The sequence below is a fragment of the Swingsia samuiensis genome (assembly GCF_006542355.1).
Classification (GTDB): Bacteria; Pseudomonadota; Alphaproteobacteria; order Acetobacterales; family Acetobacteraceae; genus Gluconobacter; species Gluconobacter samuiensis.
This window is the reverse complement of record NZ_CP038141.1, coordinates 1,867,306-1,882,509: the sequence shown is the minus strand read 5'-3', so window position 1 is coordinate 1,882,509 and position 15,204 is coordinate 1,867,306. Positions and strand designations below refer to the sequence as shown.

12 protein-coding genes are annotated in these 15,204 nt (G+C 43.7%); 8 read left to right on the top strand and 4 right to left on the bottom strand.

Going from position 1 to position 15,204, the window contains the following annotated elements:
• Positions 1-29: 29 nt before the first annotated feature.
• The 4 genes from E3D00_RS08930 to E3D00_RS08915 all read left to right on the top strand — a co-directional run bounded on the left by E3D00_RS08930 (position 30) and on the right by E3D00_RS08915 (position 7,198).
• Positions 30-4,559, top strand: coding sequence for an AAA family ATPase (locus E3D00_RS08930; protein WP_141461848.1), 4,530 nt, complete (start codon positions 30-32; stop codon positions 4,557-4,559).
• A gap of 115 nt (positions 4,560-4,674) precedes the next feature.
• The gene (locus E3D00_RS08925) at positions 4,675-5,361 is read left to right on the top strand and encodes a metallophosphoesterase (RefSeq protein ID WP_141461846.1); all 687 of its coding nucleotides are present in this window, start codon (positions 4,675-4,677) and stop codon (positions 5,359-5,361) included.
• Complete coding sequence (locus tag E3D00_RS08920; RefSeq protein WP_141461844.1) at positions 5,351-5,665, top strand: chorismate mutase; 315 nt, start codon at positions 5,351-5,353, stop codon at positions 5,663-5,665. Before E3D00_RS08925 ends, E3D00_RS08920 begins: the two co-directional genes overlap by 11 nt.
• A gap of 228 nt (positions 5,666-5,893) precedes the next feature.
• A complete protein-coding gene (locus tag E3D00_RS08915) occupies positions 5,894-7,198 on the top strand; it encodes a citrate synthase (RefSeq protein ID WP_141461842.1) in 1,305 nt (434 codons plus the stop codon).
• Positions 7,199-7,214: 16 nt separating this feature from the next.
• Here E3D00_RS08915 and E3D00_RS08910 read toward each other — a convergent pair whose 3' ends face one another.
• Positions 7,215-7,451, bottom strand: a complete 237-nt coding sequence (locus E3D00_RS08910) for a hypothetical protein (RefSeq protein ID WP_141461840.1) — start codon at positions 7,449-7,451, stop codon at positions 7,215-7,217.
• 176 nt (positions 7,452-7,627) lie between these two features.
• Here E3D00_RS08910 and E3D00_RS08905 point away from each other — a divergent pair, with 176 nt between their 5' ends.
• Together E3D00_RS08905 and E3D00_RS08900 are read left to right on the top strand one after the other, a co-directional pair.
• On the top strand, positions 7,628-8,371 hold the full coding sequence (locus E3D00_RS08905; RefSeq protein ID WP_141461837.1) for an orotate phosphoribosyltransferase: 744 nt from the start codon (positions 7,628-7,630) through the stop codon (positions 8,369-8,371).
• Between the two features lie 71 nt (positions 8,372-8,442).
• On the top strand, positions 8,443-9,210 hold the full coding sequence (locus E3D00_RS08900; RefSeq protein WP_246091537.1) for a glutamate racemase: 768 nt from the start codon (positions 8,443-8,445) through the stop codon (positions 9,208-9,210).
• Positions 9,211-9,267: 57 nt separating this feature from the next.
• Here the strand turns inward: E3D00_RS08900 and E3D00_RS08895 are convergent, their stop codons facing one another.
• Positions 9,268-10,323, bottom strand: coding sequence for a polyprenyl synthetase family protein (locus E3D00_RS08895; protein ID WP_141461833.1), 1,056 nt, complete (start codon positions 10,321-10,323; stop codon positions 9,268-9,270).
• Positions 10,324-10,654: 331 nt separating this feature from the next.
• Here E3D00_RS08895 and E3D00_RS08890 point away from each other — a divergent pair, with 331 nt between their 5' ends.
• Positions 10,655-11,326 (top strand): tRNA1(Val) (adenine(37)-N6)-methyltransferase, encoded by a 672-nt coding sequence (locus E3D00_RS08890; RefSeq protein WP_246091418.1) that lies wholly within the window; start codon positions 10,655-10,657, stop codon positions 11,324-11,326.
• A 12-nt stretch (positions 11,327-11,338) separates the two neighbouring features.
• Here the strand turns inward: E3D00_RS08890 and E3D00_RS08885 are convergent, their stop codons facing one another.
• Both E3D00_RS08885 and E3D00_RS08880 read right to left on the bottom strand, forming a co-directional pair.
• Entirely contained in the window at positions 11,339-12,367 is a 1,029-nt protein-coding gene (locus E3D00_RS08885; protein WP_141461829.1) for a ribonucleotide-diphosphate reductase subunit beta, read from the bottom strand.
• A 114-nt stretch (positions 12,368-12,481) separates the two neighbouring features.
• Positions 12,482-14,335 carry a ribonucleoside-diphosphate reductase subunit alpha gene (locus E3D00_RS08880; RefSeq protein ID WP_246091536.1) on the bottom strand — a complete coding sequence of 618 codons (1,854 nt, stop codon included), beginning with the start codon at positions 14,333-14,335 and terminating at the stop codon, positions 12,482-12,484.
• Positions 14,336-14,763: 428 nt separating this feature from the next.
• Here E3D00_RS08880 and E3D00_RS08875 point away from each other — a divergent pair, with 428 nt between their 5' ends.
• On the top strand, positions 14,764-15,195 hold the full coding sequence (locus E3D00_RS08875; protein WP_141461826.1) for an OsmC family protein: 432 nt from the start codon (positions 14,764-14,766) through the stop codon (positions 15,193-15,195).
• Positions 15,196-15,204: the final 9 nt, after the last annotated feature.

The window sequence follows — 15,204 nt, the reverse complement described above, 5'->3', positions numbered from 1 at the left end:
CCTTCTGTAAAGAAAATCTTTCGCCCCGTATGTCCTCCCAACAGAACGCAACCATTCTTGGCCTAACTATTACAGGATTTAAAAGTTTTGCTGATGAGGTTCAGGTCAATATTCTCCCTGGCCTCACAGGAATAATTGGTCCTAATGGTTGTGGAAAGTCCAACGTCGTCGAAGCACTTCGTTGGGCTATGGGAGAAACATCTGCTCGCTCCTTACGTGGTGGAGAGCTGGATGACCTTATTTTTGCAGGGACCGGGGCTCGTTCTGCTCGTAACATTGCTCAAGTCATGTTGCGACTGAGTGGAACAAAAGGACTAGCTCCCTCTCCCTTTCAAGATGCCGACGAACTGGAAATTTCACGTCGTATAGAACGAGGAGCAGGCAGCGAATATCGTATTAATGGCCGCGTTGTCCGCGCACGCGATATACAAACTCTTTTTGCAGACCTCTCATCAGGAGCTCGCAGTTCGGGGATTGTTAGCCAAAATCGTGTTAGCCAACTCATTGCAGCTAAACCCGAAGAGCGACGCCTTCTTTTAGAAGAAGCTGCTGGGATTACTGGCCTTCATACAAGACGTCATGATGCAGAATTAAAATTACGCCAAACAGAAGCCAATCTATCGCGAGCAGAAGACTTACGCCTGCAAATAGAAGAACGCTTAAGCAGCTTAAACACTCAGACTTCACAAGCACGCAAATACCGAGAACTCTCTGAACTTTTACGAGAAACTGAAAATACTCTTCACCATCTTCTCCATGCTAAAGGAAAGCTAGCAGTTGAAAAAAGCCTCCAAGATCTGAAAAGCGCAAAAGAAAAACTTCAAGCTGCTGAAATGGATGCTGAGCAAGCGGCTATTGCTGAGTTTGAAGCACGCCAAGCCTCCCCCCACCTGCACGAAAATATTGAAAAATTACGCAGCCAGCTTGAACATCATAAAATCAAGCAAGAAACACTCCGAGCCGATCTTTTTCGGGCTCAAGAAAATGAGAAAGGAGCTCAAAATCACCTTTCTCAAATTGAATCGGATCTTTTACAAAACACACAGCGCCTTACTCAATACCGCGCTTCCTATGATGAAACGCAACAAAAACTAATCTTATTTCAAGAGCAAATCCAAGAATTACCAGAACAAGAACAGCAGCTCGCAAAAGAAGCCCAGAAACTTTCTGAGGAGCAGCAATCTATTGTAAAGCAGTTGGATCAAACGACCCAGCAAAGAGACACTGAAAGTGCTGCACTAAAAAATATCATTCTCACAATAGAGAATATTCAGAATAGAATTGATACAGAAAGCCAGAATTATCATAAAACCGCATTAGAAATCAGCGAACTTGATAAAACTCTCCCACAAGAAGATGCCATATTAGAAATTCAACACAAATCAGAAGAAGCTGATCTTTACTGCTCTCATATTCAAAATACATTCACGGAACATCAGAAAGATCTGCAAGAAAAACTATTACAATCAGAACTTTCAAAACGTACTCTTGAAGAAGAGACCAAACGTTTTGAAAATATTTTACGCATGGAAAAGGACTTGCAGGATCGTTTAAAGAATATTGAGACCCAACTACAAGAAAATCATGATCTTTTTTATCAAAACAAAAAGAATATACTTGATGATAACGCAAAAAATGAACTTCAAAAAAATAATAACACTCTGAAGAATAAATTGAATGAGTTAGAGCGTGAAGAAATCTCTAAATCTAACGATTTAAGCCAAACCAATACAGAGTGGTTAGAAGCCCGCGCTCAAGCAGAAGAGCAAATACAACGCTACCAAGCGATCATCCGGTCTCGTGATACAGCCCAAAGAGTAATGAATGAGGCAAAAAAGAAAGTTACACTCGCGCAAGAAAATCTTGAGCGTGACAAAAAAGCCCTTATCCCTGCGGAAGAATTAACCTCCATTAGAGAAACAACAGAAAAACATTCCCAACATTTAAGCAAGACACAAAGCGATATCCAAAAAACAGAAAAAGATTTGCTCGCTCTTTTAGAAGGTGAAAAACAAACACAACAGTCTGTCTTTCAAATTGAAAATGCAATTATACGTCTAAAGACCGAACAAGAAAGCCTTCAGATTTCTTTGAATGCCATTGAAAAACAGCCTAACTCCCTTGAAGATAGTTTGAATATTCCTCCTCACCTTGTAAGAGCTGTTTCAGCAGTTCTTGCAAACGGCCTCAATGCCTCATTAGCTGATGAAACAACGCCAGCTACCCAACGTTGGCGGGAACTTCCAAATATTTCGTTCTCAGCAGAAGCTGCTTTTGGTGAGCCTCTTTCAAACTTAATTGAGGCACCTCCCGCATTGAACCGGCGCCTTCAATCTGCTTTTTTACTAGCAGATCAAAGCCTAGCAAAAGATTTACAAAAAAAACTTTCTCCCGGCCAAATCCTTGTGTGTGAAAATGGAGCTTTATGGCGTTGGGATGGCTTTATTCGTTCAGCCCATGCAGCAGATACAGGAGCCGTCCGGCTGGAACAAAAAAACCGTTTGAACGATATTCTTCTCCAAATCACACAACACGAAACAGATTTACCTGACCTTGTTGTTACTCTTCAGAACCAAAGTGAACAGCGAGAAAAAATAGAAAAAGACCTTCAGTTATATCGGCAGAAAAGTGTTGAAATTGAACATAGTCTCAATAAACAACGAGCCCATATGGCTCAACTGGAGCAACGTGCTGATCTTGCTCAAAGCCGATGGGAAGAAAGTCAAAAACGTTTAGAAGAGGCGTTGCAAAACCTTCAACACGCTAAATCTGATTGGACCTCGCTGGAAGAAGACTATACAGCTTTTGAAAATCCAGAAAAATTTTCTCAAAAATCTCAGAAATTATCAGAAAAAGTCACATTACAACGCAAAGAATTAGAAGCAACTTCATTGGCTCTCAAAACATGCCGAAAAGAAGTTGAAAATCATACACGTCTTTTAGATCAAGCTCTTTTACAGCACCAATCTGCTCAGACGCGTGATAAAGAAATATCATCACACATCACGCATATGACAAAAGAACGCAACAACCTCCAATCTGAAATTAGTCGAGTAAGCGACAATCAAAACAAACCAGATCTTGAACTTTTAAACACGACTACTTTAAACGCCCAAAAATCTTACGCTGATTCTGAAAAGCAATTACAAATCCTGTCTCAAGACTTATTAAAAGCTCAAGAAAATAAAGAGCTTTTACATACAAATTTACGTCAAATTGAGCAGCTCAAAACACAAACTAATGCTCATATTTCATCTTTATTAGCACGTCGGAAAGAATTAGAGACACTCCTCCAAAACTTACAAAAAGAACGAGAACACCATCAAAATACATTATCAGAATGTCCTGATTTAAGCCTTTTAGAACAAAAAATCAGTCACTATGCTTCTAAATTAGAAGAAACACGCAGCCGACTGAAAAATATAGAAAATCAACTTTCCCATACGGCCATTCAAAAAACACGCTTAGCAGGTGATATATCCGCTCAAGAAAGCCGTATTGATGATTTAAAACAACAAATTCATGATACACAAAGCAGATCAGACGAGCTTAACTCTCGTCAAAATGCCATAAAAGAAACCATACAACAGTCACAAAGTCAGATCCTCGAACTTGAAACGCATTATACGTCTTTTACAAATGCTCTTGCTCAAACAAGCGCAGAATATGAAGAGGCTCTTTTAAAAAACAAAGCGGCTCATTCGGCTGAACAAACCATTCAAGAACGGCGGCGCAAAGCTGACGCAACACTCTCCGCTGCACAAGCAAATATTGCTCGTTTTTCAGAAAGAGCCGAGCAAGCCAAAGCCGCCTATATCAAACTACAAGAAGAAATTCCTTTTCCTGATTCTGCTTCAACTCCCTTGGATGTATCCGAACACAACGAATCCTCCATCCGACGCCAAATCAATCGACTAACCAAAGAACGAGAGGACCTTGGTCCAGTCAATCTAAGAGCCGAAATTGAGTTTCAAGAAGCAAAGCAAACCGCAGAAACAATCGCCAAAGAACATGACGAGTTAACCACTGCCATCCAAAAGCTTCGACAGGGCATTCATACTATTAACGGTGAAGGCCGTGAACGACTGCTTGCTGTTTTCACAGAAGTAGACCGTAATTTTCAATCCTTATTCTCTCGTATGTTTGGTGGAGGGCGTGCTCATTTGGGGATGGTTGGCAGTGACGACCCATTAGAAGCGGGTCTAGAAATATTTGCACAGCCTCCGGGAAAAAAGCTTTCAACTCTTTCTCTTCTTTCTGGAGGAGAGCAAGCTCTTACTGCTCTCTCGCTTATTTTCGCAACATTCCGCTGTAACCCTGCCCCCATCTGCGTTCTTGATGAAGTCGATGCACCACTTGATGATGCCAATGTTGAGCGTTTTTGTTCTCTTCTATCAGACATGACCAAAGAGACAGGCACACACTTTCTCGTCGTTACTCATCATCAATTAACCATGGCTCATATGAACCGATTATATGGTGTCACAATGCAGGAACGTGGGGTTAGTCGTGTCTTGTCTGTTGACCTTGGACAGGCAACGACATTCGTTAATCACTAACTCTTTTTCATTTTTCTGTAATAAGTAAATTGACGTGCGCCACTATAAGCTTTTTTATATATAAAAAACGAAAGATAGAACCATTTTTGCTGAGCCACCTCTTACTGATTCCATTATAGAGCGAATCCAAACTTACGGGATTCGCGTAGTGGGAGACGTGCATGGTGATCTCAATGCCTTCCAACATGCCACAGCAACAGATCGCTTTATCATTCAGCTTGGGGATCTCATCGACCACGGTCCTAATAGTGCTGGCGTTCTGGAACTTATGCTGGATTTGCTTGAATACAAACGAGGCTTATTCATTCTTGGCAATCATGACCGTAAATTAGGCCGCGCTCTAGAAGGACGACGTTTGCGTAAAGATCCCCCTCTTGAAGAAACACTGAGCCAGCTTGCCCAGCCAGAATACGCCTCTTTAATCCCCAATATTTATAAAGCGATTGCCTCTGCCCCCACCTGGCTTAGAATTGAGCGGACCTTCTTTGTTCATGGTGGTTTTCATACCGCTATGCTCTCTCAGCCCCCTCTTCCCGGTTTAGGTGAAATTACAGCTCCTCTATCACGCGCGTTGTTCGGAGAAACCACTGGACGGATGCAGCCTGATGGCTATCCTGAACGCCGTTTAAGCTGGATCAATCGTATTCCTGATGGCATGACGGTATATGTTGGGCATGATCGTCGCTCAACAAATGGGCGCCCGTGGAAATGCTTAGGCAGATTAGGGGGGACAGCTATTTTTATGGATTTAGGCGCTGGAAAAGGCGGACATCTTGCATGGGTGGATATTAATGACTTCTAATCACTCGACAGCACTCCACGAACTGGAAAATTTAAGAACAAGCATTGATAATATTGATGCGGCTCTTATCCATATGTTAGCCGAACGTTTTCGCTGCACAAAAGCTGTGGGCGAACTTAAGGCAAAAGCAAAGCTTCCGGCAGCAGACCCTCAACGTGAAACACGTCAGATCGAACGCTTACGCCGCCTTGCGCGTGATGCTCATTTAGACCCAGATTTTGCTGAAAAGTTTTTAGCTTTCGTCATAAAAGAAGTCATACGCCACCATGAGGCTATCGCCGCAAGCACTCATGTAAATCTCTAACCATTTTAAACGGCAGCCCCTTTACCTCATAATAAGGGGCTGTTCTTGATTTTATGATTTTATTTCAAAACACACTAAGAGTTTAAATTTTTCTTTTAATAAATACGCCATTATCATTTCATAAAAAATCTTTTTTAAGATACGATCATTCCATGGGCAACCTGCACGATCACTCCATCCACTTGTCCATTCAGTAATTTTTACACGGCCCCAGATAGGCGCATTCAAATGAATCATAATACGAATAAAAACACCGTCACGATCGAAACAAACTCTTCTTCTATGCAGGCTCCTTCTTTTCAAGGCACGATGGGTCCTGATGTTATTGATCTTCGTAGTATGCCTCAAAATTTGGGCCTCTATTCTTTTGATCCGGGCTTAATAGGGACAGCGACATGTTCAAGCAAAATAACATTCATTGATGGAGAAAAAGGCATTCTTCTTCATCGTGGGTACCCGATTGAAGAACTTGCAACACATGCAAATTTTACCGAAACAGCCTACTTGTTGCTCTATGGTGAGCTTCCTACTCTGGAGCAGTACCATGTCTTCAAAAAGGATATGAACACCCATCGTCTATTAAATGAACAAATACGTAATTTTTTTAATGGTTTCCGCCGCGATGCTCACCCTATGGCCATCTTATGCGGCACTGTCAGCGCCCTTTCTGCATTTTATCATGATGGTTTAAATATTTCTCAACCTGAAGATCGTGATCTTTCAGCCCGGCGGCTCATTGCCAAGACTGCAACGATTGCTGCATGGGCCTACAAATACTCTATTGGCGAGCCTTTCATCTATCCTGATGAAGAAATGAGTTTTTCTGAAAACTTCTTACACATGCTCTTTGCACGGCCGGGTAATCATTACAAAGTCAATCCCGTTTTAGCCCGTGCCATTGATCGTATTCTGGTTTTGCATGCAGACCATGAACAAAATGCGTCAACAACCACCGTACGGTTAGTCGGCTCTACCGGTTCCAATCCTTATGCATGTATCTCTGCTGGCATTGCTGCGTTATGGGGGCCTGCCCATGGTGGAGCGAACGAAGCGGCTCTCAACATGCTCAAATCAATTGGAACTCGCGATGGAATCCCCGCTTTTTTAGAAAAAGCAAAAGACCGGAACTCTACCGTGCGTCTCATGGGATTTGGTCATCGCGTATATAAAAATTTTGATCCTCGCGCCAAAATTTTACAAGAAACATGCCGGGAGGTTATTGCTGAACTTGGCCTTGAGAGAGACCCTCTTCTTGACCTCGCCATGGAACTGGAAAAAGTCGCCACACATGATGAATATTTCATCAAACGTGGTCTTTATCCCAATGTTGATTTTTATTCAGGCCTGATTTTAAAGGCTCTTGGCATCCCAGAAAATATGTTCACAGTTCTCTTCGCTGTTGCACGGACTGTTGGATGGGTAAGCCAATGGAAAGAAATGATTGAAGACCCAACAGCCCGAATCGTTAGGCCAAGACAGCTTTATATCGGATCTAACAGAAGAAAATTTACCCCCATTCATGAAAGAGGGTAATATTGAGCCTAGCTGCTCAGCAATTACAGCCCGGTGTCTTTCCTTTAGCTTTCCGAACAATATGATGGTCGATCCACTCGGCCACCAAACGTCTTGCTTCTGTTAAGGAAGATTCTGGATGATGTATTCTATAAAGCGTTGTGCAGGCGGCAAAAGCCTGCATATCAGGCTGGCCTACCTCACGTAGCTCCTGATACGCTGTAATCACTGCGCGCTCACATTTGCGACCAATTTTACTGGTTTCAACGCTCACTCGGAACCTGCTTTAGAATAATTCTCAACTTCTCTTCATGTAAGCCTCCTTGAGCAAGAGTGCAAGCTAGAAGATTAGTTGGATCGATCACAGCTATAATAACAATGTAAAATACCCCCTACCCTTCTGGGCTTTCGATCGGTAAACCACAAGAAAAGATATCCGTGGAGATCAAGATGACACAACTTGGAGAAAGCGCTACAGCTGGCCGCACCTCATGGGATCGCGATGCCGCTCTAACAACTGCGCGTATTCTATTAGAAATTAATGCTATTAATTTTCGACCCGATGAGCCTTACACCTTAACCTCTGGCTGGAAATCCCCTGTTTACATTGATTGTCGAAAAATCATTTTTTATCCTCGAGCACGCGCTAAAATTATGCAGCTCGCAGTTGAAAAAATTGAACGTCATATTGGCCATGAAAGCCTAGACGCCATCGTCGGTGGCGAAACAGCTGGAATCCCTTTCGCAGCCTGGATTGCCGAGCGTATGATGACGCCGATGGCGTATGTACGTAAAAAACCAAAAGGCTTTGGACGCAATGCCCAAATTGAAGGTGATGTTCCAGAAGGTATGCGTACCCTCTTGGTAGAAGATCTAACCACAGATGGCGCCTCTAAAATCCAGTTTGCTAATGCTTTGCGTGAGGCAGGCGCAATTGTAGACCATACATTTGTTATCTTCTTCTACGGCGTTTTCCCGGGAGCACATAAAACGCTATCGGATATGAATATTTCCCTGCACTCGCTCTGCACATGGTGGGATGTTCTGGAAGCGTGTGCTGGAGAAAATTATTTCTCAGAAAAAGATAGTGCAGAAGTACGCCGGTTCTTAGAAAACCCATGTGAATGGTCCCAAAAACACGGCGGAGTAGGAAGCGCAGAAGAAGCCATCGCATTCAAGTCAAAGAAGGCTTAAAGGCTACGACCGTGAGCATACCAGCTCCTTCTTCTTTTCGGTGCCTCGTTTTTGACTCCGGAATTGGCGGAATGGGAGTTGTGCAGACTTTGCGCAACTCTTACCCCCATTTGCAACTTGATTATCTCGCTGATACGGCTTTCTTCCCTTATGGGGAACAAGCCGATGAGGTTCTCGCTCCTCGCATTATTGATTTGCTTTCTCAAGCCTGTGAGGCGCTTTCTCCCAATGCGCTTGTCATTGCATGCAATACAGCAAGCACCATTGCCTTACCGGCCTTAAGAGAAAAGCTTTCCGTTCCTGTTATCGGCTGCGTTCCCCCCATTCGTTGGGCAGGAAGAGTATCCCAATCACGGACCATCGGCCTTCTAGCAACATCGGCGACAGCCCGAAGGCCTTACGTGCTTAATTTGCACCGTGAATTCGCATCCGATTGCCATCTTATCATACATGGAGCCCGCAAACTTGCGGATTTAGCGGAACGAGCTTTCCTTGGTGATCCAATTGACGATGTGGAAATACAAGCCGAACTTGATAGCTTGTTTCACCATCCACATGGCCAAGAAATCGATACAATTGGATTAGGCTGTACGCATTATACATTCTTACTTCCAGCCTTACAAAAACTCGCTAAACCAAGCATAACATGGCTTGACCCAGCGCCAGCCGTCGCTCGTCAATTACAAACTGTTTTAGAAGGGCTTCCTGTATCCACACAGCAACCGATCCGACCTGCAACGGTTTTCACAACAAGCCAACCTACAGATATAAATAAACTCAAACTCGCCATGCAAAAGCTAAAGTTCGAGCATTGGGAAATTTTTAAAACAGCACCTTGAAATCCAGCCTGAAAATAATCTTCTTTCAGGCTGTTATCTTGCCTACTCTACGAAGCGTTAACGTCCTCGATTAACTGTAAACTGCACGGTTTCAATCAACATTTTCCGTAATTCATTGTCGGGAAAAATAGACAACGCTTCGACCGCTGCATCTGCATAGGTTTGTGCCCGCGCGATGGTTGTTTCAATCGCACCTGTTTTGGCAATTAAGTTCAATGCATGAGGCAAATCAGCTTCTGTTTGTTCGCCTTTTTCAATAACACGCTCCCAGAAGGCCTTATCTTCGGCTGTCCCGGCTTCATAAGCTGCAAGAACGGGAAGAGTTATCTTCCCTTCTCGCATATCATCCCCAACTGTTTTACCTAACACTTGTTGGTCTGCAGCGTAATCAAGTGCATCATCAACTAACTGGAAGGCCATTCCAAGGTTCGTACCAAAGCGTTCCAATGCTTCTTCTTCCTCTTCGGGCCGCTCCGCTACGACCGCGCCAACACGACACGCTGCCGCAAATAATGCTGCTGTCTTGCCATGAATGACTTCCAGATAACGATCTATATGTGTGGAAAGATCATTCTGTACCACCATCTGTAGCACTTCGCCTTCAGCAATGGTGGCGGATGCTTGGGACAAAATGGCCATCACTTTTAAAGAACCATCTGCCGTCATCAACTGGAAGGAACGAGCAAACAAAAAGTCCCCGACCAAAACAGATGCTTTATTTCCAAACACAGCATTCGCCGAAGCAAGGCCACGACGCAACGTGCTCTCATCCACGACATCATCATGTAGCAATGTTGCTGTATGAATAAACTCCACACACGCTGCCAAACCAACATGTCGTTGGTGATTCGGACCAGGTTGATATCCACACAAACGCGCGGAAGCTAACGTTAATAGTGGCCGAAGACGTTTCCCACCTGCTGCAACAAGATGTGCCCCTAATTGTGGAATTAAGGGAACCGGACTTTCCATCCGTTCGATAATAGCGCGGTTACAAGCCAGCATATCTTCATGCAAATAGGCCGCAAGTGCAGAGAGGGCACTCTCCCCTTCTGCTCCCTTTACCACAGCTTTATCTACAGTTAAGGCGGTATCCGGTTTGGCAGAATCCAAGGCTCTTTACTCCAGTTCCCAATAATGATGCCTAAAAAGAATACTCAAAGGCCTCATATAAAAGGTGTAACATATAATGGCACCTTAGCCTCTCCTCCCTTCGAAACGAAAGGTTAGAAATGCTTAGCAAGATGGCCAATTAATAAAACAATATTAGTATGAACATATGAGCGGCTGTGAGATGGTGGTCAAGCCATTGCAAAGAGAGAAGTTTTTAACAGAGAGTACTTCATCACCGATGGAACATAAAAAACACAGTTCGCTTCTTAATGGACATATCTTTTATCAGCAATTTTCACGAGGATACCGCACGGGGATAGAACCCGTTCTTATGGCGGCGTCAATTCGCGCAAAACCTGGCGAGACTATTCTGGAAGGAGGATGTGGAGCGGGAGCCGCTCTTCTCTGTCTGGCAGCCCGCCTTCCTAATATTCATGGGATAGGAATCGAAAAAGACCCTGATACAGCCGAATTGGCGTCTTACAATTTTTTACAAAATCAACATCTTCCTAGTGCGCAGAACCTCTCCGTTATTCAAGCACACATTCCCCATCTACCGAAATCTTTACGTGCTATAGCTCCAACACCCAATGGTCGCTTTCACCATGTTATGGCTAATCCCCCTTGGCATAGCCCTCATGGTGCTTTATCTCCAGATCACCGAAGGCGTTTAGCTCTCAGCACCTACGAAAATGATCCCAAGGAATGGGTGAAATCTTTAACCCAATGGGTTCTTCCTAAAGGATCTCTCACCTTTATCGTATCAACGGCCATTACAGATCAGGTCTGTCAGGCTTTATTAGAAAATAAGTGTGGTTCTTTAGAGGTTTATCCCTTCTGGCCCAAACAGGGCAAAGAATCAAAGCTGGTTCTCATAAAAGCAATTTATGAAGGCCGTGGTGTTTTTAAACTTCATGCCGGTTTAATCCTACATAAAGAAAACGGCAGCTTCACAGAAGCTGCCGATCAAATTCTACGCCACGGAAAAGCGCTTGTCTTTTAAGAATACAAAGATTCAACTTTCGAAAATATGATCTTCAAAAGCTTCTTCCCAGCTTCCCGAAGTCGATGCGCGAGAATATTCTGTCGCTCTATTTTCAAAGAAATTCGCATGCTCAACAGCATTCAACATATGGTCAATCCATGGAAGAGGATTCTCTTCCTCATGATAAATCGGATCAAGACCAAGCTGAGTTAAACGACGGTCAGCAATAAACCGAATATATTTCTTCACATCTTCCGCAGAGAGCCCTTCAACAGCTCCCATTTCAAACGCCAAATCAATAAACGCATCTTCGTGCTCAACAGTGACACGACAAATATGCGTTAGCTCCTTCCGAAACTCTTCTGTCCAGATTTCACTATTTTCACGAACGAATGTTCTGAACAAACGGATCATGGAAAGACAGTGCAATGTTTCATCACGCACAGACCATGAAACAATCTGCCCCATCCCTTTAAGCTTATTAAAGCGTGGGAAGTTCAACAAAATCGCAAAAGACGCAAAAAGCTGCAGACCTTCCATGAAAGCACCAAACGCTGCCATGGTTTTAGCTATTTCACGCTTGTTATTAATGTTGAAGGATTGCATGAAATCATACTTATCCTTCATTTCTTTATACTTCAGGAATGCTGAATACTCTGTCTCAGGCATCCCAATAGTATCAAGAAGGTGGGAATAAGCTGCAATATGAATCGTCTCAATATTTGAGAAACAGGACAACATCATCAGCACTTCAGTCGGCTTAAAAACCTGACTATAGTACTTCATGTAAGCCGAATTAACTTCTACGTCAGACTGCGTAAAGAAACGGAATATTTGTGTAACAAGATGCCGTTCTGACTCGGTCAGATTTTTGTGCCAGTCTTTTACATCTTCTGCTAACGGCACTTCTTCTGGCAGCCAGTGCAAACGTTGCTGTGTTAACCACGCATCATAAGCCCATGGATAATGAAATGGCTTATAAACGGGGTTTGCTGTCATCAAATCATATTTTTGATCTACTGACGGATTAGAGTTTTCTGTCGTTTTACGTTCGCTCATACCCTCTATTCCCTCTTTCACGCTTTGGTTAAAGACACTTTAGTTTCTTTAAGGACAAACACTAGAGACGAGCCTGTCCTTACTTTCATTCTTTCAATCAACCCGCTGCTTGCTTTATTGGCAAGCTAGGCACTCGTCATAATCTCCTGTTGTTGCAGGACCACGCGGCGCAACTGTTGGGGTTGGAATATCTTCCTCGTCTTCCATAATATCTTTTTTAGAAGCAAGTGTAGAAACTGCATCAGCACGCTGGATAGATAATGAACGGCAATAATACAGTGATTTTAGCCCTTTCTTCCATGCCTGATAATGAATTTGGTGCAAGTCCCGTTTATGCACATCGGCTGGTAAAAAGATATTAACGGACTGGGCCTGACAAATGAACTCAGAACGATCCGCTGCATGTTCAACAACCCAGCGCTGATCCAGCTCAAACGCTGTTTTGAAAACGTCTTTTTCTTCCTGAGTTAAGAAATCAAGATCCTGAACGGAACCTTTATTCAACGTAATCTGAGACCAAACTTTTTCTGTGTCTTTTCCCCGCTGTTGAAGAAGTTTCTTCAAGTGACGATTCCGAACAGAAAAAGACCCTGACAATGTCTTCTGTAAGAAAACATTCGCACTGATGGGTTCAATCCCTGGGCTAGCATTCCCTGTAATAATCGAAATTGATGCTGTTGGGGCAATAGCCAGTTTATGAGAAAAGCGTTCCATAATGCCATATTCGGCCGCATCCGGGCATGCTCCGCGCGTTTCAGCCAGCTTCCGCGAAGCGGCATCCGCCTGTTGACGAATATGCTGGAAAATCTTCCGATTCCAAACCTTTGCCATCACACTTTCAAACGGAATCATTTTATCCTGAAGGAAAGAGTGAAAGCCCATCACTCCAAGGCCAACAGATCGTTCACGTTCAGCAGCGTATTTTGCACGCTCCATATCGTCAGGGGCACGGTCAATAAAATCTTGCAGAACGTTATCAAGGAACAGCATAACATCCTCAATAAACTGAGGATTATCTTTCCATTGATCCCATGTTTCCAAATTCAATGACGATAAGCAGCATACGGCCGTACGATTTTTACCATGATGATCAATACCGGTCGGCAAGGTAATTTCTGCACACAGATTGGAGGTTTTTACTTCCAACCCTGCAAGTTTATGATGTTCTGGCCGAGCACGATTCACATGATCTGAATAAACAATATATGGCTCACCCTGCTCCATACGTGCCGTCAGAATTCTGATCCACAAGCCACGTGCAGACACTTTTCTGATCGTGCTATGGTCTTTAGGAGAAATCAAAGCCCATTCTTCGTCTTTCTCAACAGCACGCATGAACTCGTCCGTAATCAAGACGCCATGATGTAAATTGAGAGCTTTACGATTTGGATCCCCACCCGTCGGACGACGAATCTCAGTGAATTCCTCAATTTCAGGGTGCCAGACTGGCAAATAAACAGCAGCGGAACCACGCCGTAACGAACCTTGGGAAATAGCCAAGGTCAAGCTATCCATCACTCGGATAAAAGGAATTACACCCGAAGTCTTGCCATTCCGTCCAATATTTTCACCGATTGAGCGTAGATTACCCCAATACGACCCTATTCCACCGCCTTTAGAAGCAAGCCAGACATTCTCGTTCCAAAGATTAACAATACCCTCAAGGCTATCTTCTGCTTCATTCAAAAAGCACGAAATCGGTAACCCGCGTAATGTTCCTCCGTTAGAAAGAACTGGCGTTGCCGGCATAAACCAATGTTGTGAAATGTAATCATAAATACGCTGGGCATGACCCGCATCGGCTCCATAATAAGAAGCAACACGCGCGAAAAGATCCTGATAGCGCTCACCCGGCATCAAATACCGATTATCAAGTGTGGCTTTTCCAAAATCTGTTAAAAGGGCATCCCGCGAACGATTAACGCGCACCGCATGATGCCCAGGAAGCTGCACAACATCATCAAACATATCCGGCTCAGATGTGTCTTCTGCATCTACGGTATGGCTGGAGGGGGGTAACACATCATGCACGCGGTCAGCCGTATCAGGCGTCTCCATCATCACATCACGAAGTGTCATTCGTTCTCTCCAATAACAATCTTTTTTTGAATTCTTAAGTCTTCCAAAACCACATTCCCCCACTGCTTCGCAAGCAATAAGATTGCTTGCATTATTCTATAAGCTGTGAATGGCATCATTCAATATCTAGGGTCACAACAAACAATCTGACCCTATATATGGTACTTGCGGCAGAAAACCGCCAATCATTTTTTCATATTACAGCGCATACCAGACCGGCCGTACGCACATAATTCACACATATATTTTTTGACAGAACCAACCCAATAGTCATTAACTTGATCCATTCAGAGTCTTAACAGAAAGGTCCCCAAATCATGACAATTAAAAAAACAGGATCTGCTCATTGGAGCGGCAGCATAAAAGAAGGCAAAGGAACTGTTTCAACACAAAGCGGTGCCTTAAAAGATCAACCTTATGGCTTTAATACACGCTTTGAAGGCAAAGCTGGCACAAACCCTGAAGAGCTTCTCGGCGCAGCACATGCCAGCTGCTTTGCCATGGCTCTTTCTCTTATTCTTGGAGAAGCAGGCTTAACGGCAACCTCTCTCAAAACAGAATCGACTATTTCTCTCGATAAGGATGGAGAGGGCTTTTCCATCACGAAAGCTCACCTCACACTTCGCGGCATCGTTCCAAATGCGACAGAAGCACAATTCCTCGAAGCAGCGAAAAAAGCCGAAGCAGGATGCCCTCTCTCTAAAGTCATTAACGCTGAGATTACGTTAGACGCAAAATTAGAGAATTAAGATTTCAGA

Coding starts and splice junctions, on each gene's coding strand:
- E3D00_RS08875 (WP_141461826.1), top strand. CDS start 14,764: ATGACAATTAAAAAAACAGGATCTGCTCATTGGAGCGGCAGCATAAAA.
- E3D00_RS08880 (WP_246091536.1), bottom strand. CDS start 14,335: ATGTTTGATGATGTTGTGCAGCTTCCTGGGCATCATGCGGTGCGCGTT.
- E3D00_RS08885 (WP_141461829.1), bottom strand. CDS start 12,367: ATGAGCGAACGTAAAACGACAGAAAACTCTAATCCGTCAGTAGATCAA.
- E3D00_RS08930 (WP_141461848.1), top strand. CDS start 30: ATGTCCTCCCAACAGAACGCAACCATTCTTGGCCTAACTATTACAGGA.
- E3D00_RS08920 (WP_141461844.1), top strand. CDS start 5,351: ATGACTTCTAATCACTCGACAGCACTCCACGAACTGGAAAATTTAAGA.
- E3D00_RS08900 (WP_246091537.1), top strand. CDS start 8,443: ATGGGAGTTGTGCAGACTTTGCGCAACTCTTACCCCCATTTGCAACTT.
- E3D00_RS08890 (WP_246091418.1), top strand. CDS start 10,655: ATGGCGGCGTCAATTCGCGCAAAACCTGGCGAGACTATTCTGGAAGGA.
- E3D00_RS08915 (WP_141461842.1), top strand. CDS start 5,894: ATGAATCATAATACGAATAAAAACACCGTCACGATCGAAACAAACTCT.
- E3D00_RS08905 (WP_141461837.1), top strand. CDS start 7,628: ATGACACAACTTGGAGAAAGCGCTACAGCTGGCCGCACCTCATGGGAT.